Origin of the sequence: Subtercola boreus (assembly GCF_006716115.1) — a bacterium.
Taxonomy (GTDB): Bacteria; Actinomycetota; Actinomycetes; order Actinomycetales; family Microbacteriaceae; genus Subtercola; species Subtercola boreus.
Window position 1 is genome coordinate 2446738 of record NZ_VFOO01000001.1, and the last position, 20316, is coordinate 2467053.

18 protein-coding genes are annotated in these 20316 nt (G+C 66.0%); 9 read left to right on the plus strand and 9 right to left on the minus strand.

Annotation, left to right across the window (positions count from 1 at the left end; translation table 11 throughout):
- The first annotated feature begins 25 nt into the window (after positions 1-25).
- The gene (locus FB464_RS11365) at positions 26-1162 is read left to right on the plus strand and encodes a hypothetical protein (protein ID WP_142206675.1); all 1137 of its coding nucleotides are present in this window, start codon (positions 26-28) and stop codon (positions 1160-1162) included.
- A 13-nt stretch (positions 1163-1175) separates the two neighbouring features.
- Here the strand turns inward: FB464_RS11365 and lepB are convergent, their stop codons facing one another.
- The 4 genes from lepB to FB464_RS11385 are packed head-to-tail and all read right to left on the minus strand — an operon-like array spanning position 1176 to position 5021.
- Positions 1176-1877, minus strand: a complete 702-nt coding sequence (gene lepB / locus FB464_RS11370; RefSeq protein WP_170151855.1) for a signal peptidase I — start codon at positions 1875-1877, stop codon at positions 1176-1178.
- Entirely contained in the window at positions 1877-3001 is a 1125-nt protein-coding gene (locus FB464_RS11375) for a hypothetical protein (RefSeq protein WP_142206676.1), read from the minus strand. Before FB464_RS11375 ends, lepB begins: the two co-directional genes overlap by 1 nt.
- Positions 3002-3011: 10 nt before the next feature.
- Positions 3012-4316, minus strand: a complete 1305-nt coding sequence (locus FB464_RS11380) for an alpha/beta hydrolase-fold protein (RefSeq protein ID WP_116413761.1) — start codon at positions 4314-4316, stop codon at positions 3012-3014.
- 39 nt (positions 4317-4355) lie between these two features.
- Positions 4356-5021: a helix-turn-helix transcriptional regulator gene (locus FB464_RS11385; RefSeq protein WP_116413760.1), complete on the minus strand. Its 666-nt coding sequence runs from the start codon at positions 5019-5021 to the stop codon at positions 4356-4358.
- A gap of 154 nt (positions 5022-5175) precedes the next feature.
- Here FB464_RS11385 and FB464_RS11390 point away from each other — a divergent pair, with 154 nt between their 5' ends.
- From FB464_RS11390 to FB464_RS11410, 5 genes are all read left to right on the plus strand, one after another.
- Positions 5176-6774 (plus strand): tyrosine-protein kinase domain-containing protein, encoded by a 1599-nt coding sequence (locus FB464_RS11390; protein ID WP_170151854.1) that lies wholly within the window; start codon positions 5176-5178, stop codon positions 6772-6774.
- Between the two features lie 15 nt (positions 6775-6789).
- Positions 6790-7479, plus strand: a complete 690-nt coding sequence (locus tag FB464_RS11395; protein ID WP_116413758.1) for an arsenate reductase/protein-tyrosine-phosphatase family protein — start codon at positions 6790-6792, stop codon at positions 7477-7479.
- A 3-nt stretch (positions 7480-7482) separates the two neighbouring features.
- Positions 7483-8412: a nucleotidyltransferase family protein gene (locus tag FB464_RS11400; RefSeq protein ID WP_116413757.1), complete on the plus strand. Its 930-nt coding sequence runs from the start codon at positions 7483-7485 to the stop codon at positions 8410-8412.
- Positions 8409-8702 (plus strand): PqqD family protein, encoded by a 294-nt coding sequence (locus FB464_RS11405; RefSeq protein WP_116413756.1) that lies wholly within the window; start codon positions 8409-8411, stop codon positions 8700-8702. The genes FB464_RS11400 and FB464_RS11405 overlap by 4 nt, the downstream gene beginning before the upstream one ends.
- Before the next feature lie 145 nt (positions 8703-8847).
- Positions 8848-9231: a hypothetical protein gene (locus FB464_RS11410; protein WP_116413755.1), complete on the plus strand. Its 384-nt coding sequence runs from the start codon at positions 8848-8850 to the stop codon at positions 9229-9231.
- Here the strand turns inward: FB464_RS11410 and FB464_RS11415 are convergent.
- Both FB464_RS11415 and FB464_RS11420 read right to left on the minus strand, forming a co-directional pair.
- The gene (locus FB464_RS11415; RefSeq protein ID WP_116413754.1) at positions 9217-10695 is read right to left on the minus strand and encodes a malate:quinone oxidoreductase; all 1479 of its coding nucleotides are present in this window, start codon (positions 10693-10695) and stop codon (positions 9217-9219) included. The two genes, FB464_RS11410 and FB464_RS11415, sit on opposite strands and share 15 nt — an antisense overlap.
- Before the next feature lie 67 nt (positions 10696-10762).
- A complete protein-coding gene (locus FB464_RS11420; protein ID WP_116413753.1) occupies positions 10763-12076 on the minus strand; it encodes a UDP-glucose dehydrogenase family protein in 1314 nt (437 codons plus the stop codon).
- A gap of 98 nt (positions 12077-12174) precedes the next feature.
- On the opposite strand from FB464_RS11420, the gene FB464_RS11425 reads away from it, so the two are divergent.
- Positions 12175-12654, plus strand: coding sequence for a membrane lipoprotein lipid attachment site-containing protein (locus tag FB464_RS11425; protein ID WP_116413752.1), 480 nt, complete (start codon positions 12175-12177; stop codon positions 12652-12654).
- 18 nt (positions 12655-12672) lie between these two features.
- On the opposite strand, the gene FB464_RS11430 is transcribed toward FB464_RS11425, so the two are convergent.
- A complete protein-coding gene (locus FB464_RS11430) occupies positions 12673-14121 on the minus strand; it encodes a lipopolysaccharide biosynthesis protein (RefSeq protein WP_170151853.1) in 1449 nt (482 codons plus the stop codon).
- Positions 14118-14921 carry a polysaccharide pyruvyl transferase family protein gene (locus FB464_RS11435; protein WP_116413750.1) on the minus strand — a complete coding sequence of 268 codons (804 nt, stop codon included), beginning with the start codon at positions 14919-14921 and terminating at the stop codon, positions 14118-14120. Before FB464_RS11435 ends, FB464_RS11430 begins: the two co-directional genes overlap by 4 nt.
- A gap of 135 nt (positions 14922-15056) precedes the next feature.
- Here FB464_RS11435 and FB464_RS11440 point away from each other — a divergent pair, with 135 nt between their 5' ends.
- The gene (locus FB464_RS11440; RefSeq protein WP_116413749.1) at positions 15057-16505 is read left to right on the plus strand and encodes a phytoene desaturase family protein; all 1449 of its coding nucleotides are present in this window, start codon (positions 15057-15059) and stop codon (positions 16503-16505) included.
- Positions 16506-16521: 16 nt separating this feature from the next.
- Here the strand turns inward: FB464_RS11440 and FB464_RS11445 are convergent, their stop codons facing one another.
- Entirely contained in the window at positions 16522-17739 is a 1218-nt protein-coding gene (locus tag FB464_RS11445) for a glycoside hydrolase family 5 protein (RefSeq protein WP_170151852.1), read from the minus strand.
- Between the two features lie 263 nt (positions 17740-18002).
- On the opposite strand from FB464_RS11445, the gene FB464_RS11450 reads away from it, so the two are divergent.
- On the plus strand, positions 18003-20243 hold the full coding sequence (locus FB464_RS11450) for a hypothetical protein (protein ID WP_142206677.1): 2241 nt from the start codon (positions 18003-18005) through the stop codon (positions 20241-20243).
- Positions 20244-20316 lie beyond the last annotated feature (73 nt).

Sequence of the window (20316 nt, forward strand, 5' to 3'; positions counted from 1 at the left end):
CCGTTTGGTGTGGGAAGCTGTTCGCATGCGTCACTCTGCCCCTCACCGTCTGCGCCTCGCTTCCGCGCTCATCGTCGTGGCAGCCGGCGCCCTCCTTCCTCTTCTCCTCGTGCCCGCCGCCTCAGCAACGCCGCTCGCCAGCGCGAGCCCGGGTGTGACCGCCGTGGGGGCTCCGTCCCTGCGCGATGCGACCACGCCGTTACCCCCTGTCGTCGACCCGCCAGCGACGACGGAACCGGTTCCCGACCCCGAGCCCACGGTGCCGGATCCCGTCGACCCTCAGCCGCCGATCATCGATCCGACGGTCGTCCCGGATCCGCCGGCCACCGAGGTACCCACACCGACCGAGGCTCCCGTGCCGACGGTCGACCCGGTCGTTCCGACGGAGGAACCAGCGCCCGTCGAGAGCCAGGCGCCCGCGGAGGAGAGTCCGGCTCCCTCACCGGAGGAGTCCGATTCTGATTCCTCCGGTGAGGGAGAGTCGGAGGTTGCGCCGCCCACCGAGACACCGACGCCGACCCCGACCCCTGTGCCGACCGTCACCGCCACGGCGGCGCCGGCCCCCGTCATCGAACTGCCCTTCTATCCCCCGCCGTCAGCCGGTACCGCGAGGGACGCCTTCCCGTTCGTGCTGGCCGGAATCGCGGCCGGCGCCGTGCTGATCCTCGGCGTCGTGGCGTATCTCGTCTCACGGCGGCGCTTGGGCCGCATCCGGTTCGCCCCGGCCGTCGGCGGTCGACCCGTCGGTACGGTGCGCGTCGGACAGTCATCGGAACCGATTGCCGGCAACCTGCAGCTGCCGTGGGCGTCGACGCCCACTCAGGCGGTGGACGGGGCGGCACCGGCCGCCTTCGCTCTCGGATTTGCTCCGCTCGAAACGGGCGCGCGTCCCTCGGATGCCGTCGCCTACGATGCAGCCTTCGAATCACCTCCGGTCGAGTCGAGGTCACCCCGTGAGACGACCAGCGGCTTCTTCTCGGTCTTCGCTCGCCTCAGGCGCGGCGGGGTAGCAGCGACCGAACCGGTCTCCTACAGCGTCTTCGAGCCGCTCACGCCCCGACCGGTCCCCGAGAAGCAGCAGACCTTCGGGCTGTCGTTCGGCAAGCGGAACCCTCCTCCGGACGCGGCGGGCTCGTTCGACTTGGGCCTGCCCGCACTCTGACCCCGATACCCGGCTAGAGGCCGCTCCAGCGTGTGGGTGGCAGCACGATCGCGAACGCACGCCCGACAATGTCGCTCTTTCCCACCATCTTGAGACAGCCCACCGGTGGGTCGACCCCGCGGCAGCGAAAGATCGAATCGTTCGAATTGGACCGATGGTCGCCGAGCACGAAGTATTCGTCGGGCGGAACGATCACGTCATCGAAGCACCGGAGGGAGCGCGGAGTCGTCGTGCAGTCGAAGGAACCTGCTTCGAACGGGTAGTCCTCGAAGACGTATGGTTCGTCGAGCGGCAGTCCGTCGACCAGCACCCGACCCTCCGCGTCGCAGCACGACACGGTCTGACCCGGTCCGGCGATGACGCGCTTGATGAGAGTGTGGTCGAGGTTCGGTCCGACACCGACGACACCTCCGATCCACTTGATCGCGTACACGGCCGGGTTGTCGGGAACCGGCGGCTGTTCCCCCCACAGGGAGGACGCGGTGAAGACCACAACGTCTCCATCGGCCGGGGCGGAGAACGCGCCGGCGATCCGGTCGACGACCACCCGGTCGCCGACCGCCAGCGTCTGCTCCATGCTGCCCGACGGAACGTAGTAGATCTTGACCACGAAGGCCTGCAGGAGCACGAGGGCGACAGTCGCCGCGAGCAGGTTGAACCAGAAGCTCCCGGTGATCCTGCGCCAGCGGGAACGCGAGGCCGGCCGCGTCGACACTACGAGGCTCGCGGAGTGGATGCACGGAGAAGCCCGCTCGCCACCAGCTCATCGACAGCAGCCCCGACCAACACTCTCGCATCGGCCCGGCCCGGCATGCCATGGATGTCGACCACTCCCCTCACGAGGTCATCGAACGAAACGGGTACGGCAGCCAATTCGAGGAGAGTCGGCGCGATCCCGGCCAGCACCCGGACAGTGCCCTGTCTGAGCACGATCAACGATTCGTCGTCGAGCACGGCGTCGTCGTACTCAGCCTCGAAGAAGACGGTGGGGTTGTCGCCAGAGAGTCCATCCTGCTCGGCCTCGGCCTCGGCGAAGAGCGCACGAAAGACATCGGTGAGGCTCGTTGCCTCGCCGTAGGTGACCTGCTGGAGACCACCGCACCTGTCGATGGTCGAACGCAGCCGGTGCAACGGACGCGCTCGTTCGGCGAGGAAGCTGATCTGCGGGACCAGCTCCGCAATCACCGACGCCAGGGGGACGGGACGCACCAGTGGTCGAACGCCCTCTGCATAGTCGCTCTGCCTGTCGAGTAGAACGATGCGCACCAGGCGGAGCGCCCGGGCCGGGACCGCGGCCAACCCGAGGGCGGCCGGCCCGAACTGGTCCTTCCACCGTTCGGGCGCAGCCTGTTTGACCGAGAGTGGCTTGGCGTAGGCGAGAACACCGAGGTCATCGCTGACAGCCAGCGTCTCGTCCGTCACGTAACCGAACGTCTTTCCGAGCGCGATGGATGCGGTGGTCTTGCCTCGTCCTGACGGCCCGATGAAGGCAATGACATTTCCCGTTCGAAGATCCGCGACACCGCCGGCGTGGAACATCAGGAGGTTCTGCCTCCGGGCATCGATCGCCCGGAGGGTGACCAGCCCGGAGAGGCGGTCGGCGAGTTCCCGGTAGGAGTCGGCAGTCAGGTCACGGGCATCCTCGTCCTGCACCTGGCCCTGCCCCGGCATCCGCAATCGAGCGCGGATGACGGTGCTCCCACGGGGGATCTCACTGACGGCCCGGGCTCCGCACCGGGACCAACTCTGCACGAACTGCACGGCCTCAGCGGAGTCGAGGCCATCGAGGACGATGGCCACGCTGACGTCGAGAGCTGTGAGGGAGACGATGTGGCGCATTCCGGTCACGTTACCCTGACGCCTTCAGGCCCCAGCGCGGATACAGTACGTCGTAGGCCTTGCTCAAGCCGCCGTCGAGTGCCGTGTTGTCATGACCTCCCCCGGGGATCTCCGTGTAGGTCGCCTGGATCCCTGCGGCAACAGCGGCGTCGTAGGTCTTCTTCACCCCCGGCTTCGCCTCACTGTCGGATTCACCGACGGTGAAGACGCCGACCGAGTCGGGGTAGGTTCCGCGCGCCATGATGGAAGCCGGCCAGACCGCTTCGTAGGCGGCCTGGTCCCCTCCGAAGACACGTTTCAGTGTGGACGAATCATCCACCCCCTGGTATTCGTCACCGGAGAGATCGACGAAATTGCCGAACACCTGCGGGTATTTGGCCCCGAAGTACGACGCACACATTCCGCCGTTCGAGAATCCGAGGACCGTCCAGTCCTTCGGATCGGAAGAGACGTTGAAGTTTGCCCGCACCCACGGCACGACATCCTTCATGATGTACGTCTCGACGTTTCCCATCGACGTGTCCAGACACAGCGGATCTTTGGAGTCGTCGCCCAACTGGTCGGGGTTCACGATGATCGGAGCGAGCCCGTTGTCTCCCGCCGCCAGCTTGTCGAGGATGACCTTGGGGTCGTCGAGCCCCGGGCTGCCGGGCTGCCCATTGAGTTGGATGATCACCGGCAGTGTGGGTGGATCGGCCACCAGTCCAGCCGGGGGCACGTAGGCAAGCGCTGTTCTCGCGATGAACCCCGATGCCGCGTGTGGGATGTTCACCGTTCCGACCTTGCCCTCGGCCGGCATCCCCGCCGGCGGCTGCCAGCGGGTGTAGAGCGGCGTCACATCGTCAGCTCCGTTCGTCGGATTCGGCGAAGCGGTGTGCTGGCCCAGATCGAGCGGCTTCTCGTTCGTCACGCCGAAGAAGGCGGCAACTGTCTTGTTGAGGCCGAAGGCCGCGTTGACACCCAGGGCACCGGTGACGACGAAGACGATGATCGAGACGGCGGCCACGAGCTTCCGCCACCACTTCGAGCGCCACAGGTTCACGATGCCGATCGCCACGGCCGTGAACGTCAGGACGACCCATGTGTCGACGACAGCCGTCAACCGCGTGCCGAACAGGTTGAGGACGTTCACGGTGACCAGGAGCGTGATGGTACCGATGAGCGCACCGGAGACGGCGCCGATGCTGGCCGTCAGGACCCACCGCGTGGTCGGCCGGCGGATGAGCAGGAAGAGAACGAGGGCGATGCTCAGCGCGCTCATCGTCCTGACCAGAGGCGCGTTGACGATGTTGAGGCCGAGGATCAGGTCAGTCATGCTGCCATCGTAGGGTCATTGCGTCGGGAGCCACGGGGCTCAGCCAGCGATCCAGCCGTCCCGGATCATTCGCCGACGCAACTCCATCTTCGAGATGGGATCGGTGGGGCCGTCCGAGTACTTGCGGCGGGCGTGGGAGATGTGGGTGCGCACCGTCTCCACCGATATTCCGAAACGGGCGGCGGTCTCCGGCACGGAAGCGCCCGATCCTGAGATGTATGCGCCGACCACCTCGAGCTCGCGGCGAGTCAACTCGGAGACACGGGGAGGTTCCTGCCCGGCGAGAAGCTGCAGAACCGCCGCCGAGCGGTGAGGCTCACTGCGGAAGGCCGAATCGACTGCCGCCGCCAGAGTCTCGGACGGGTCGGAGGCGAGTACATAGGAGTGTGCTCCGGCATCGAGCAATCGCTGGATCGCCGGACCGTAGGTCGTCGAGCCGAGAACCACGACGCCTGTGGTCTCGACGACGAGGGCGGCGACTTTCGCAGGAGTGGGGACCCCGTTCGTCAGTTCGTTGTCGAGGATCACCACGTCGGCGACCGACTGCTGCCGATGCTGGTAGACGTCCCACGACCTCGTCCACCCGACCACTGAGGTACCGGGCAGAAGCGACTTGAGTCGCACGCTGGCGGCCTCGGCAAGCATGCGCGACTCGAGCACCATATGGATCCGGATGCGCCTGTGATTTGGTCTGGAAGCGGCCATGAGCGATTATACCAATCGCGGACTCGGGGGTCGTTCCGGGCCTGCTCGACGGTCCATCCGGGCGCCTCGGCGGCGGGCGGCGGGCACCCCGGCGCGGCAGAGGGTGTGTGTTACGATCTCCCGCAGGAGCACGATCGCTGCGAAGGGGGAACTCGTGGATCTGTCCGGTTACCTCCGTGTGCTGCGTGCGCACTGGATCGCCATTGTCGTCTTCATGCTGGTGGGAGGACTGGCGGGATACGGCTGGTCCCTCATCCAGCCCCGGGTGTACACCGCCGACGCAAGCGGGATCATCACCACCGGTGTGAGCACTGACCTCGGATCCGCGCTTGTCGGCGACAACTACGCGAAGTCCCGGGTGAAGTCCTACCTCAACGTTGCAAAGTCACGCTCGGTCGCGGCCTACGCCGTCGACAAGCTCGGCCTGCAGTCGAGCCCCGAAGATCTGATCAGCCGGGTGACCGTTTCGAACCCGATCGACACCGCCGTGCTGGCCGTGTCGGCCCAGTCCTCGACTCCGGAGGGAGCCCGGGATCTCGCCGAGACCTGGATCGCGGGCATGGTGCAGCAGGTCACCGACCTCGAGAACTCCGGCACCCTCGACACGACGACGGCGCCCGCCGGCACGGCTTCGATCGTCAAGCTCCAGACGCTCGACTCCGCAGTGCTGCCAGCCTCTCCGAGCTCGCCGAACACCCGTCTTGCCATCGCGCTCGGCTTCCTCTTCGGAGCCATCGGCGGCATCGGCTACGCTTTCGTGCGCAATACGCTCGACCGCCGCATCCGGTCCGTGGAGAATGTCGAGAAGGCATTCGGTCTCGCTGTCGTCGGAACGATCCCGTTCGACCGCAACTTCACCGATGCCAACCGGCTCGTCGACCACATCTCCTCGTCGAACTACAGTGTGCGACGCACCGACGACGATGCCGTCGCTGAGGCCCTCAGGGAACTGCGCACGAACCTGCAGTTCATGGATGTCGACAACCCTCCTCGTATCATCGTCGTCACGAGTTCACTGCCCGGAGACGGCAAATCGACCATCACGGCCAACCTCGCCACGACGATCGCTGCCTCCGGCCAGCGTGTTGTGGTCGTCGACGGAGACCTTCGTCGCCCGACCGTCGCCAAGTCGTTCAACCTCCTCCCCGGCGTCGGGCTCACCGATGTGCTGGTCGGCCGGGCCGAGATCGAAGACGTGCTGCAGCCCTGGGGAGACAGCGGCCGCCTGATGGTCATGGGCGCCGGGGTCGTTCCCCCGAACCCGAGCGAACTCCTCGGGTCACGTGCCATGCAGACCCTGCTCAACCACCTGGCGCGCGATTCCATCGTCCTGATCGACGCGCCTCCCCTCATCCCGGTCACCGACGCCGCCATCCTGACCGCCTGCACAGACGGCGCTCTCGTGGTGGCATCGGTCGGCAAGACCACGACGGATGCCCTGGGTAAGGCGCTGAACAACCTGGAGCGGGTCAACGGCCGGGCTCTCGGTGTGATCCTCAACCGTGTGCCTCGCCGCGGCAGCGGCAGCACCTACTACGGCTACCAGTACAAGGGCGACTACAACGCTCGCGTCGAGGATGATGTGCCCGTGAGCCCGATAGAACCCTCGGTCGATCTGCGCTCCGAGAACGCACATGCCCGTCGCGCTGCGCCGGTCGAACGGGTGCTCGCGCCCGGCGCCGGCGGGACTCCCGACGACACCGCCAACGGCGCAGACGGCACCAGCACACGGGCGACGACCGACCGTCGCTAGCGGGAGGGAGAACGAATGGCGAACGAGAGCGAGAACCGGGCCCCGTTCCGTGTGCTCGCGGTGTGCACCGGCAACATCTGCCGGTCGCCCTTGGCCGAGAACCTGCTTCGCGCCCGTTTCGGCGAGGCGGGGCTGCACACCGTGACCGCGTTCTCCAGCGCGGGCCTCGGTGCCGTCGTCGGAGCCCCGATGGATGAGACGTCACTCGAGATGTCCCACGCTCTCCGAGGCCAGTCGAACCCGGCCGGGCCGCACACCGGTCGTGCCCTGTCGAGCGCGATCGTCTCCGGGAGCGACCTGGTCCTCACCATGACCCGGCACCAGCGCGATGACCTGATCCAGCGCTATCCGCGTGCGCTGCAGCGGGCATTCACCCTCACCGAGTTCGCGAAACTCCTCGCTCTGCCCGAGTCGGAGGCCCGTGAGGTTCGACGTCCAGACGAGGGGATCCTCCACGGCGGACTTTCCTCGGCCGGGGTCGACGAAATCACGGGTGCCGTCTTCCGCGCCCGGGTGAAGGACCTGGCACGCATCCGGTCCCGCGCAAGCCTGCAGCCTCAGGACGACGTGGCGGACCCCTACCGCCAGGCCCGAGCCGTGCATGAAGGCGTCGCACACCAGATAAGTCTGGCGGCATCGCAAATAGCACACAACTTCGCCGGTTGGGCGGCCGAGCCGAAGTCTGCCGTAGAACGTTCGGCCTGACGGGTGGAGAGTGCTCGACTGGCTACGGCGGACGCCGTTCTGCTCGCTTCGGCGTGGGTCGGCTTCACCGCACGGTCGATGGGCGTCAGGACCCTGGTCGTGAAGGGGCCGGCAGCTGCCCGCCAGGGTCTCCGGAAACCCCGCGCGTCATCCGACGTCGACGTCCTGGTGGAACCGCACCGTTTCGAAGAGTTCGTCGATCGACTGGTCGACGCCGGCTGGCAGGAACGGAGTGCGCCCACAACCCCTCGCATCGTCGAGCTGCACTCGGTCACCCTGCTCAACGCTTCATGGCCCATCGACCTCGACCTGCACCGCTTCTGGCCGGGTTTCCTCCTTGAACCGGCGGAAGCATTCGACGTTCTCTGGGCGTCGCGGGTCGAAGAGGAGTTCGCCGGGATCGCGGTTGACGTGCCGGATCCCCCATCGACCGCCCTCATCCTCGGCCTGCACACCCTTCGACACACTGCACCGGCCGCGGCACTGTCGTCCGTCGCGCCGCTGGCCGAGGCTGCCCGCACCGTCTTCGGCGACCAGGCCGGCTCCCTCCTCGCCGCGAGGGCACATCTCCTCGGTGCCACAGAGACCTGCAGGCCCCTCCTCGAAACGGTGGGCAGCGATCTCACCGCACCGGGCCCTGAGTCGGACGAGCTTCGCCGCTGGCGCCTCAATGCAGCAGCCCGGGGCACCAGCTCCGCCTGGCTCGTGCACCTGTCGGAGGCGCCTACGCGACGGAAAGTCGCGATCGTCGCTTCGGCACTGTTTCCTTCACCTCGCCAGCTGCGTCTGCTGCATCCGGAGACTCCTCTCGGCCCGCGCGGCATTGCGGGAGCCTGGTTCCGGCGGCTGGGACACGGACTCGTTGCCCTCCCCGGTGCGATGGCGTCCGTGCGGGGTTTTCGGCGACGCCACCGTCCGGATCCCCGGGCATGACGAGAACACTCGGCAGGCTCACCATCCCCGCGTCCATCGCTGAGATCACGACGGATGACTCGACCATCGTGATGCGACTCGACTCTGCTGCGTTCGAGCCTCTTCAGCTCTCGGGGTCGGCGTCCACCGTGTGGCGAGCACTCCGCTCCGGGGCCCAGACTCTCAGCGAGACGGTCGAGGCCTGTTCCGGGGAGACCGGGGAGGCACCGGGGAAGATCGAGGGCGACGTGGCGCAGTTCCTCGGCAGCCTCATCGCCCGGGGCCTGGTGATCACATCTGCAGCCGATTGAGACAGTTCGGTTTCGGGCTCATGAAAATTCACACATTCTGGCCGACCGGTGTGCCTCTTCGCCCTAACATGTGGAGAAACCGGCCAGTCGCAGTCTGACCGGACCACGCTGGTGTGCTCTGCGGCGGCCGTAGGAGGAGTCTGCCGTGCTGCTGAAACGCCGTCACCACCAGCTCGTGCGCCTACGCGAGCTCGACGACCTCGGGCCACTCCTCATATCCACCGGGGATTCCCGAGATCGCGTCAGGGCGATCGCAGACGCGCAGGCGACCTTCGGCGGGGCTGCCCAGGCGCGTATCGTCTCCCGGAGGTTCGAGGGGAGGCGTTCTCTCTACGTCGTGCTCCGGTACACAAGTTCGCGAGTCACGATCGGCACCCTGGACCCTGTGGTCTCACGGAAGATCGCCTGGAGGGTGCGGATCCTCGCCCTCAACAACCGCGTCGTCACCTGCCCGGCCTCAATAGACGCCGACCGGCATTCCCCGACGTATCTGGATGTCTGGCTGAACTCGCCGTCAGCCGAGCTCTAGGACCTTCGCCGTCTCCTTCAGCGTCTTCTCCGCGTTCGATGGGCTCTTCGTGAGCAGAGTGCCGAGCGAGGGGATCATCTTCTTCAGCTGTGTCTTCCACCCGGGGTAGGAGTCGCCGAAACAGCGCTCGAGGAGATCCAGCATGATCGGGACAGCCGTCGAGGCACCCGGGGATGCTCCGAGCAACCCTGCGATCGACCCGTCGGCCGACGTGATCACTTCGGTGCCGAACTGCAGCACACCCCCGCGCTTCGCATCCTTCTTCATGACCTGAACGCGCTGCCCGGCGGTGATGAGATACCAGTCCTTCGGGTCGGCCGTCGGCATGAATTCGCGGAGCGCCTCGAACTTCTTGCTCTTGGAGGCGAAGACCTCACCGATCAGGTATTTCATCAGATCGAGATTGTCGCGGGCAACGGCGAGCATCGGTCCGAGGTTGTGTGCGCGGATGGACCGCGGAAGGTCGAGCCAGGAACCCGACTTGAGGAACTTCGGGCTGAAGCCTGCGTACGGCCCGAACAGCAGCGACGCTTGGCCGTCCACAACACGCTTGTCGAGGTGCGGAACCGACATCGGTGGGGCGCCGACAGCAGCCTTGCCGTACACCTTCGCCTGGTGCTCGGCGACGACACGGGGATTGTCTGTGCGGAGGAACTGCCCACTGATCGGAAATCCGCCGAAACCCCGGATCTCCGGGATACGGGCCTTCTGGAGCAGATGCAGGGCACCGCCGCCTGCACCGACGAAGACGAACCGCGCGTTGACCTTCATCGGAGTGTTGCCGACACTGTGTTTGAGCGACACCTCCCAGGTGCCGTCCCTGGTCTTCTTGAGGTTGGTCACCGTGCAGTTGGTCTCCGTCGAGACGCCCTCCGCTTTGAGGTAGTCGAACAACTGGGCCGTGAGCGAACCGAAGTCGACGTCGGTGCCCGACACGACACGGGTTGCTGCGATCTTCTCATTCTTCGACCGGTCGCGAAGGAGCAGGGGCGACCAGCCGTAGATGACGCTCGGGTCGTCCGAGTACTCGATCCCTTCGAAGAGGGGCTCGGAGAGGAGTGCCTCATAGCGCTTGCGGAGATAGGCGACATTCGCCTCGCCCTTGACGAACGTCATGTGCGGGGTGGGATTGATGAACGAGTCCGGGCTCTTCAGGACGCCCTGCTCGACCAGGTACGACCAGAGCTGGCGGCTCACCTGGAACTGCTCGTTGATCGCTACGGCCTTGGATGTCTCCACGGAACCGTCAGGTGCCTCTGGCATGTAGTTGAGCTCGCACAGTGCCGCATGCCCGGTTCCCGCGTTGTTCCACGGATTCGAACTCTCGAGCGCCACGGAGCCCAGCTTCTCGAAGATCCGGATGGACCAGTCCGGCTGAAGGATCTTGATGAGGGCGCCAAGCGTGGCGCTCATGATTCCGCCGCCGATCAGAACGACGTCGGTTGGTTCGGAGGGATTAGACACTCCTCCAGTTTACGACTCACCGGCGAGGAGAGAGACCTCCGACCGGGAATCGGCGACGGTGGATCGGTCAGGGACGACCGAGACCCTGGTAGGTCCAGCCGGCGGCACGGTATGCCTTCGCGTCGAGGCAGTTGCGGCCGTCGACGACGAACGCCCGGTTGACAAGCGGGAGGATCTCCGCGGGGTCGAGCTCGCGGAACTGCTTCCACTCCGTCACGACGACCACTGCGTCCGCTCCCGTCAGGGCTTCGCGGGTGTCGGCGACGTAGGTGATCTGCGGGTGCAGGCGCGCGGCGTTCGCGATGGCTTCCGGATCCGTCGCGACGACTTCTGCGCCGAGACCCTTCAACGCTGCGGCGACATTCAGAGCGGGCGAATCGCGCACATCGTCGGAGTCGGGCTTGAAAGCGAGGCCCAGAACGGCCACCCTCTTGCCGAAGATGTTTCCGTCGAACGAGTCGACGACGAGATCGATGACGCGCTGGCGGCGCCGCAGGTTGATCGAGTCGACCTCTTTCAGAAAAGCGACGGACTCGCCCTTGCCGAGCTCTTCGGCCCGGGCCGCGAAGGCCCGGATGTCCTTCGGAAGGCAACCACCGCCGAAACCGACGCCAGCGTTCAGGAACCGGCGGCCGATGCGGGCATCGAAACCGATGGCATCCGCCAGCTGCGTGACGTCGGCGCCGGTGACTTCGGCGATCTCGGCCATGGCGTTGATGAACGAGATCTTCGTGGCGAGGAAAGCGTTGGCCGACACCTTCACGAGCTCAGCGGTGGCGTAGTCGGTGACGACGAGGGGTGTCTCACGCGAGAGGGCGACGGCGTACACCTCATCCAGGAGCGCCTTGGCGGCCACTCCCTCATCACCGTCGGGGATTCCGTAGACGAGCCGGTCGGGGCTGATCGTGTCTTCGACGGCGAAACCCTCCCGGAGGAACTCAGGGTTCCAGGCGAGAAGCGCGCCGGAGCCCGCCTCCTTCACCTTTGCCGCGAGACGTGCCGCGGTGCCCACGGGAACAGTGGACTTGCCCGCCACCAGGCTGCCCTGGGAGAGATAGGGGATCAGCGAGTCGACGGCGCCGTCGACATACGTGAGGTCGGCTGCGTGCTCGCCCTTTCGCTGGGGGGTGCCGACAGCGATGAAGTGGATCTGGGCACCCTGGACGGCCGCCATGTCGCTCGAGAAGGTCAGTCGCCCGGAGGCGATGCCCGCAGCGAGGATCTCCGGCAGCCCCGGCTCGAAGAACGGCGCGGTCCCCGCGGAGAGCGCACGGATCTTGTTCTCGTCGACGTCGATCCCCACGACCTCATGGCCGAGTTCGGCCATGGCCGCCGCGTGCACAGCTCCGAGATACCCACAACCGATGACAGAGATCTTCATACGCTTTTCCCACCTTGATGTATTTTGCGGCAGCGTCCCTGCGCTCGACGTACTATTCATACCAGTTGCTCGGTATGGATGCACATTCGGGGGGATGGATGAAGAAGGCACTCGTCGCGCTGGTGCTCGTGTTCGCACTGGCCGGCTGCACCGAGGCGGGTGTCGCCGTCCCATCGACGTCGGATGGGCCCGCCGCCACGCAGACCACAGACGTACCGACGACAGAGGGAGCGGCGCCGCCTGTCGCGTCGCCCTCTTCCGAAGCGGCCGTGCCGCCCGCCAGTACCGGGGATGCGCCCGCAGAGGTCGTACCCGGGCCGGCCGAACCGGGAGCCGGCGGATGGACACCCGAACTCGTGTTCTCGGCCTGCACCGGCGCTCTCGACAAGGCCTACGACCCCGGCAGCCTGAAGAGCAGGGCAGACCTCGACCAGAGCGACGTCACGGAAGTGACGGAGGGCATCTGGTCGGTCGTCATCCCTGTGGTGCGCTCGGACACCGGCGACGGACAGCAGGGATGCACGGTACAGGGCACCGTCGATGCACCGATGATCAACGTCACCGACTACGACGGCTGAATCAGGCGGACACCTCGATCAGCGCTTGCGGATGCGCTTGGCTGCGTCGACGATGAGCAGCAGGTCGGCGCGCACAGGCTTCACGACGAGCACGATGATCCCCCAGTAGAGAAGGATCGCGCCGACCAGCACGATCAGCTGGAGCCAGGCCGGGTCGTCTGCAAGAACGAAGATCGAGAGGGGCAGAAGTCCGCCCACCATGATCCCGTAGGTCACCACCGGCCGCACGGCCGTCAGCACCAGGGCCCGTACGTTCACGCCCGTCTTCGGGATGGCGAAGATCGTGAGCACGACCCAGTTCAGAATGAGGCCGGCCGTTCCGCCGATGGCGACGCCGATCGGACCCCAGAACACGCCGACGATCATGAAGACGACCATCAGTGAGCGGGAGATGATGGCGTACTTCAGCTGGATGCCGGTCATCGCCTTCGCGAGGAACACCCAGTAGTAGACATAGCCCAGGGCCTGGAACACCCCGCCGATGGCAAGGATGCGGAAGATGGCCTTCGACTCGTTCCACCCCGGTCCGAGAACGATCTCGATGAGCGGCTCGGCCAGCGCCGCCGCAACGAAGAACACTCCACCCATCACGTAGCTCAGGATCAGCTGCGCCCGCTGGATGTACTTGTCGAAGGCAGGGTCGTTCTGCAGCCGGGACAGGATCGGGAAGGCCACCCTGCTCATCGGTGCCGCGATCTGCATCAGCGGCAGCCGGAAGATCTGGTAGGCACGATCGTAGAAACCGAGCGCCGACGCCCCCCACACACGACCGATCAGGATGTTGTCCACATTCGCGCTGAGATAGTTGACGAGCTGCACGCCCATCGTGTTCGCGCCGAACCCGAGCAGCGAACGCATCGGAACTCTGCGGGTCGGCAGCCCGGGCAACCATTTGGCGGCGATCACCAGCACGACCAGGGTGATGAACGCAACAGTGATCTGTTGCACGACGAGTGCCCAGTAGCCTGCCCCCAGAACGGCGAGCGCGATCGCCAGCACCATCGCGATGGCCTGGGCCGCGACATCCGCCGTCGCGAGCCACTTGAAGCGGAGCTTGCGGGAGGTCTCCGCCCGGAACTGGGCCGCGAGGGCATTGAAGAGGAACACCAGCGACAGAGAGCGTGCAACGTCGACGAGTTCGGGGCGGCCGTAGAAGGCCGCAATGGGTACGGCGGCGAAGAAGATCAGCAGCCCCAGCACCACCCCGAGCGCCGTGTTGATCCAGAACAGGTTGCTGCGCTGGCCGTCTTCGAGGTTCTGGGACTGGATGGAGGCCATCGAGAGCCCGAAGTCGCCGAGCAGGGTCGCCACACCGACGATCGCCGTGACCATCGAGATGATGCCGTAGTCGCCCGGCACCAGGAGCCGCGCGAGAACGGCGAGCGAGACGATCTGGATGACGAACCGGATCCACTGGCCGCCGAGCGTGGTCGCTGCCCCGCGCGCTGCGCTGCCCGCCAGGCTCACGCGGTGGCCGCCCAGAGGTCACGGGGGAACGCCCGGAGCAAGGCGCCGACATCCCATTCGATGCCCGGTTCCCCCCCGAGGGCGACAGCCTCGTCGACACCTGACGCGGGCGTGAACGCCGTCCGGCCGGATCCGGCGTAGTAGTCGGAGTATTTGAAGAGGGGCTCCGCGCCGGAGACGATCAGCCGGGCGGGGATGCCGAGGGCCTCCGCCACGACGATGGCGTGCAGTGACGAGCCCGTCACGAAGTCACTGGCCGCAATGATGCCGAGGATCTCCGCTAAGGGAGTGCGCGGGTCCACGACCCGGGTGTCGGAGAGATCGTAGTGGGCCAGGTCGTTGAGGTTCGGGATGATCGTGACGCCCCTGTCTGCGGTCCGGCCGGCGAGCTCCGAACGACTCCAGAGTGAGCCGACGAGGAGCCCGGGGTCGCCGAAGACCTCGGGGACGGGGATTCCGAGCCCGAGCAGCAGATCCCTGGTGCGCGGGCCCCGCACCGCCCGCACGTCCAATGACGTGAAATCGAACGGATCGTCGAGGCTCTTGCCATTCGCCCCGATGCCCCAGAGCGTGTCACCGGTGTGCGCCAGGCGCAGGATGGAACCGACAGCCAGCAGGCGGTGCGGTTCTCCGCCCGGCTTCTCGATGAGACCTTCGCGGCGCACGATCTCCGAGACGATCATCGGCCCGATGAGGTCGCCGAAGTTGTTGACTGGCCGACGCACGGGGATGATGCGCCCCAGTCTGCCGGGAACCACCGGTCGACGGGGGTTCCAGTTCACAGTCTCTATGCTCGCCATGGCGTCAGGCGCTCCTCGGTCGGGAATGAACAGCACTCCGGGCGCCAGCGACCAGAGACAACGAAGTCGATTCTACGGGCAGCGGGGCCGGACGCTTCGGTGGGGTACCTTTCTAACCATGAGGGAGTCATCGGCGTGAGCCAACCGGATGCAGTCGTCGTCGGAGCCGGGCCCAACGGGCTGGCGGCGGCCGTCACCCTCGCCCGCGCCGGACTGAGCGTCGAGGTGTTCGAACGCAGTGCCACCATTGGGGGTGGCGCCCGCACGGAGGCGCTCACGGAGACAGGGTTCCTGCACGATGTCGGGTCGGCCGTGCATCCGATGGCGCTCGCTTCGGAGTTCTTCCGTCGTTTCGAGCTGGACAAGCGGGTCGACTTCGTCATTCCCGAAGCCTCGTACGGGCATCCGCTCGACGGCGGGGGTGCCGGAATCGCCTACCGGGACCTCGCACGAACGGCCGACGGGCTCGGCGTCGACGGCCGCGCCTGGCACACGCTGTTCGCGCCCCTCGTCGACAACATCGACGAGGTCATGGAGTTCATCAGCGGGAGTCTGATACGCATCCCCCGGCACCTCGTGGCACCCGTGCGGTTCGGTCTCCGTGTTCTCGAACAGGGAACACCCGCCGCACGACTGCGGTTCCGGAACCTGGTCGCCCCGGCCATGATGGCGGGCCTCAGCGCCCACTCGGTCGGGCGCATCCCCTCCCTCTCCACGGCCGGCGCGGGCCTGGTGCTCGGAGCGCACGCCCACGCTCGCGGCTGGCCGATCCCGGTCGGCGGCAGCGCCTCCATCGTCGCCGCCCTTGCGGCCGACCTGGTCGCGCACGGCGGCATCATCCACACCGATGCGGAGATCACCTCCCTCTCGGAGCTGCCCCGTGCCCGAGCCGTGCTTCTGGACGTTTCTGCACGTGCAGCCCTCGGCCTGGCCGAGGGGCGCCTCACCGGCCGCTACGCCAGAGCGCTCCGTCGGTTCAGCTACGGCAACGGTGTGTTCAAACTCGATCTGGCCACCAGTGCACCGATTCCGTGGACGAACTCCGAACTCGCTACCGTGCCCACGCTCCACCTCGGGGGCACGCGGTCGGCGATTGCCTCCGGCGAGCGGGATGTCGCGCTCGGGCGTGAAGCGCGGAAACCCTATGTGCTCCTGTCGCAGCCGTCGATCGTCGACAGCACCCGCGCCCCGGCCGGGAAACACGTCGTCTGGGCCTATACCCACGTGCCACGATTCTCGACCGTGGACCACACCGAGACGGTCGTCGGGCTCATCGAGCGCTACGCACCCGGCTTTCGCGACACCATCATTGCCTCAGCGTCGAAGAACACGTCAGATCTCTTCTCGTTCGACCCGAATCTGATCGGCGGCGACATCTCGAGCGGAGCGATCACGCTCCGCCAACTCATCGCCCGCCCGACCGTGAGCCCCGCGCCTTGGCGCACCCCCCTGAAAGGCCTCTACCTCTGCTCCTCGTCCACCCCGCCCGGCACAGGCGTGCACGGTTCGGCGGGTTGGAACGCTGCGAAGCTCGCCCTGCGCGACCGGTTCGGCATCACCCGGCCTCCGGACCTGGCGCTCTGATTCCGGCCCGGGGGCTCTACTTCGTCAGGTGCCGTTCGATGACGCTGCTCTGGGAGCGCGCGGTGTCGATGGCGGTTCCGTCACTGCTGGTGTAGGCGTTCAACCACCCTGGCTTGGTGCCACCCGTGGAGGCGAAGTACGTGACATCCATCTTGTAGGTGTCGGCGAGCTTGTAGAAGCCCTCCCCCACCGTGGACCAGTTGTCCCCGTTGTCGGAGGTGAGTTTCTGGGACTCCATGCTGGGCCAGCCCACCTCACCGACAGAGCAGTGCACGTCGTACTTCTGGCACCACCCCCCGAAGTCCTTCATCTGCTGGGTGAAGCTCACGTAGTCGGAATCCGCCCGGAAGGCGGCGTTGGTCGACCCGGTGCCCCCCGGGTAGAAATGCTGCGAGTAGACGATCTTGTCGAGAGGGTCACTGATCCACGGACCCTTCGGGGCGATCTGGACCAGTCGGCCCTCCGTCATCTCCTTCATGCCCTCGACCCAGAGAGTGTGCTGGTCGCCGTTTGCCCTGATCGCCTTGACAACGGCCACCGTGTACTTCTTGTAGACGTCCGCGGTCATCATGCTGAGGGAAGGCTCGTTGAAGATGTCGTAGGCCGCAATCGCGGTCTGGTTCTTGAACACCTGGGAGAGCATGCCCCAGATGTGCTGCGCCTGCTTGACACTGATCCCGTCGCCGAACGCGACCGTGTCAGGCACCCTGACCCCCGGCCCCGAGGGATACGTGCCTCCGTTGTGCAGGTCGAGGATCACACGCATTCCCGCCGCAGCAATCCTGTCGACCTCCGTCTGCACGACTTCGAGATACGCCTTGTCGAGGCCGGCATTCATCCCCTCCTGGTAGTCGCCACTGTCCGGCACCGGCTGCAGGCGCTCCCAGGGGACAGCAAGACGGACGATCGTGACCCCCCGGCTGGCGAGGTAGGTGTAACTCGCTTCGGGCTGGTTGAGGGCGCACGTCGTGTCGATGCGCCGGAGCGCTTCGAGGTCGTACATGTTGACCCCGCGAAGGTAGCTCGAATCGCCGAGGTACGGGATCGCCGCTCCCTTCTCACCGTCGGGCATCGGTGTCACCTGCGTCTCCTTCGGCAACGGCTGGTCCTCCTCCGTGGACGCATCACACACTTTGAGCGGATCCTGGGTGATGGTCTGTGCGAACCAGGCCGGCCCCATATTGGCGATGGCGATCGGCACGAGAGCTAGCACCAGGGCGATCGCGAGACCCATCGCCACCGAGGCCGAGATCAGGAGTCCAGCGCCCCATCTGCTCCGTCGCTGGGCTCGAACAGAATCGCTTTTGTTGATCGGGGCGATGAGAAAATCCTCTTCGTCGGAAAAAGTGGTCGGAACAGCAATATTGCACAGGGAGCCTGCGAAGAAGCAGCACGCCAGATGTTGCACACACATTTAACGAGCCCGACATCTATCGGCGATAGAGTAACCCCCGTACGGGGCACACTCGTCGAGCGAAGAGCGTCAGGGGAACAGAGATGACCGACGTCACAGAACGCGCCGCCTCAACGAGGCGTGGGTTCCTTACCGCCGGCGCGGCCGTCGCCGCAGCACTCGTCGCCGGGGAAGCCATCCAGCCTCCGGCTTCGGCCGAAGCGGCGACGACCGTCACCTCGGTGAACGGCAAGACCGGTGTAGTGGTCCTGGCCGCTGCGGATGTCGGCGCACCGCCCCAGGCCCAGGCCGACGGCACCGCCGTGGTGGCTCTGCCCGCTCGCTTCAGCGGGATAGACCCGACCGGCGCCAGAGACAGTGCTGCCGGCCTGCAGGCTGCGATCAATGCCACGTTGGAGGGCGGCACCCTCATCGTTCCACCGGGTCGCTACCTGTTGAACAGCTCGCTTTCCGTCGGGGGCGAGAAGTCGATCTCGATCTCGGCCTTCGGCGCCCGCTTCGTCCAGAACCAGGCAGGAGCAGGATTCTCGGTCGGGGGGGCGTATTCAGACCCTGTGGCCGTGACCTCCATCTCGACCGCGAATCCCGACACCGTCGGCGGCGGGAACCTTCCCGTCTCGGTCATCAAGATCAGTTCCTCCCAGGGCTGGGTGCGCGGCGATGTCCTGAAGATCGTCTCCGACGACATCATCCCCGAGGGGCGGCCGGGGAGTAGCGGCCTCGAGTCCCGGCTCGGCGAGTTCGTGGTAGTGAGAACAGCGAACGGACAGACGATCACGCTCGCCGGACTTCTGCGCGAGGACTACTCGACGAACGTCCGGGTTGCAAAGATCTCGGAGAAGACGTTCGCGCTCGAAGGCGCCGAATTCGAGACGACTGCGGCCGGACTCACCTCGAACTACGGATCGTTGATCTACTTGTACCGACTCAAGAACCCCACCGTCAGCCGCGTCAAGGTCGTCAACTCGTCCTCGGCGGTGATCCATTTCGCATCCTGCTTCGGCTATTCAGTCTACGACGCGGACATCGCCTACGCCGTGGACAATCCCCAGAACAGCCAGGTCGGCTATGGAGTCTTCGACAATGCCAGCAGCTACGGAAGGGTGATCGGCGGGCTGTTCCGTCACGTTCGGCACGCCTATACCGACGACACCGGGCGCATCGCCACGAACTCGGCACTCACCGGGTACGGCCGCACCTACGGGGCCCGTATCATCGGCGGGTCCGCGCTCAACACGACCTCGAACTCGTGGGACACCCACCACTGCTCCGAAGGTACGGAGTTCATCTCGTGCACGGCGACGGGTGGGCTCGCCGAGTCGACATTCGGCCAGGCCGGTTTCGGCATCCGCGGGAAGAACCACCGGGTGACGAACGGCACCGTTCTCAACATGGACACCGGAGTCAACGTCTTCAATGAGAGCGGCGGCGGCGAGACACACGGCACCGTCATCTCCAACCTCGTCGTACGCAACGCCGAGACGTGCGCCGTACAGGTCTTCGTCCACAGCGACGGACACCCCAAAGAGAACATCATGGACACGGAGGAGAACGTCACGATAAACGGTCTGACGGCCGTCGACTGCGGGCGCCTCATCAACGCCAAGAACGCGGTCGTCACGGTGCGGAACGCCGAATACGCGGTGCCCGCCGGGGCCGATGGGGTGAGCTATGACGGCATCACCACGAAGAACTCGATCGTGCGCGTTTACAACAGCGTGCTCGACTATTCTAAGAACACCAAGGGAACACCTCGGCCCGTCGTGGCGATCACCAGCACCGGGTACACACCGGCCCGCCAGCAGACCTTCATCGACGGGCTCGAGGTGAGGCTCTCTGCCTCGGTGGCTGCCCGTGGTCCGAAACCGTTCAACGGCGTCAACCACGAGGTGTCAGGCCGGAACATCCGCTTCGACTATCCATTCTCAGTGATGCCGGGCGACTGTTCGGCCAGCTCCACGATGCAGTGGTCGTGCACCGCCGGAGCCGGAGCGGCGAACGCCGATCTGAACTCCTCCTATGTGTACATCTCGTCCACGGCCCTCAAGACGCCCTTCGCCGGCGTGCTGCAGTCCTCCGACCTGCAGGTCATTGTCAGGGCGGTACCGGGCGCAAGTGCCTACTCCGTGGCAGCGCTTCCCGCAGGGAAGGTCCGTGGCCAGTTCGTCACTCTCTGGATGAACGACACCTCGTCAGGCAGCCTCACGATTGCGAACGGCACCGCCGCCCGCACACTGTTCATCGGTGGAACGAGCAAAGTGTTAAAGAAAGGTATGCAGTTGCGAGTCTTCTGGGACGGAACCCTGTGGAGAGAAACGACCTGAGGCCCGTGATGCGAACCACACGCATTCTGTACACTGAAACGACACCTCCGTCGCCGTAGAATCGCGCGACTGG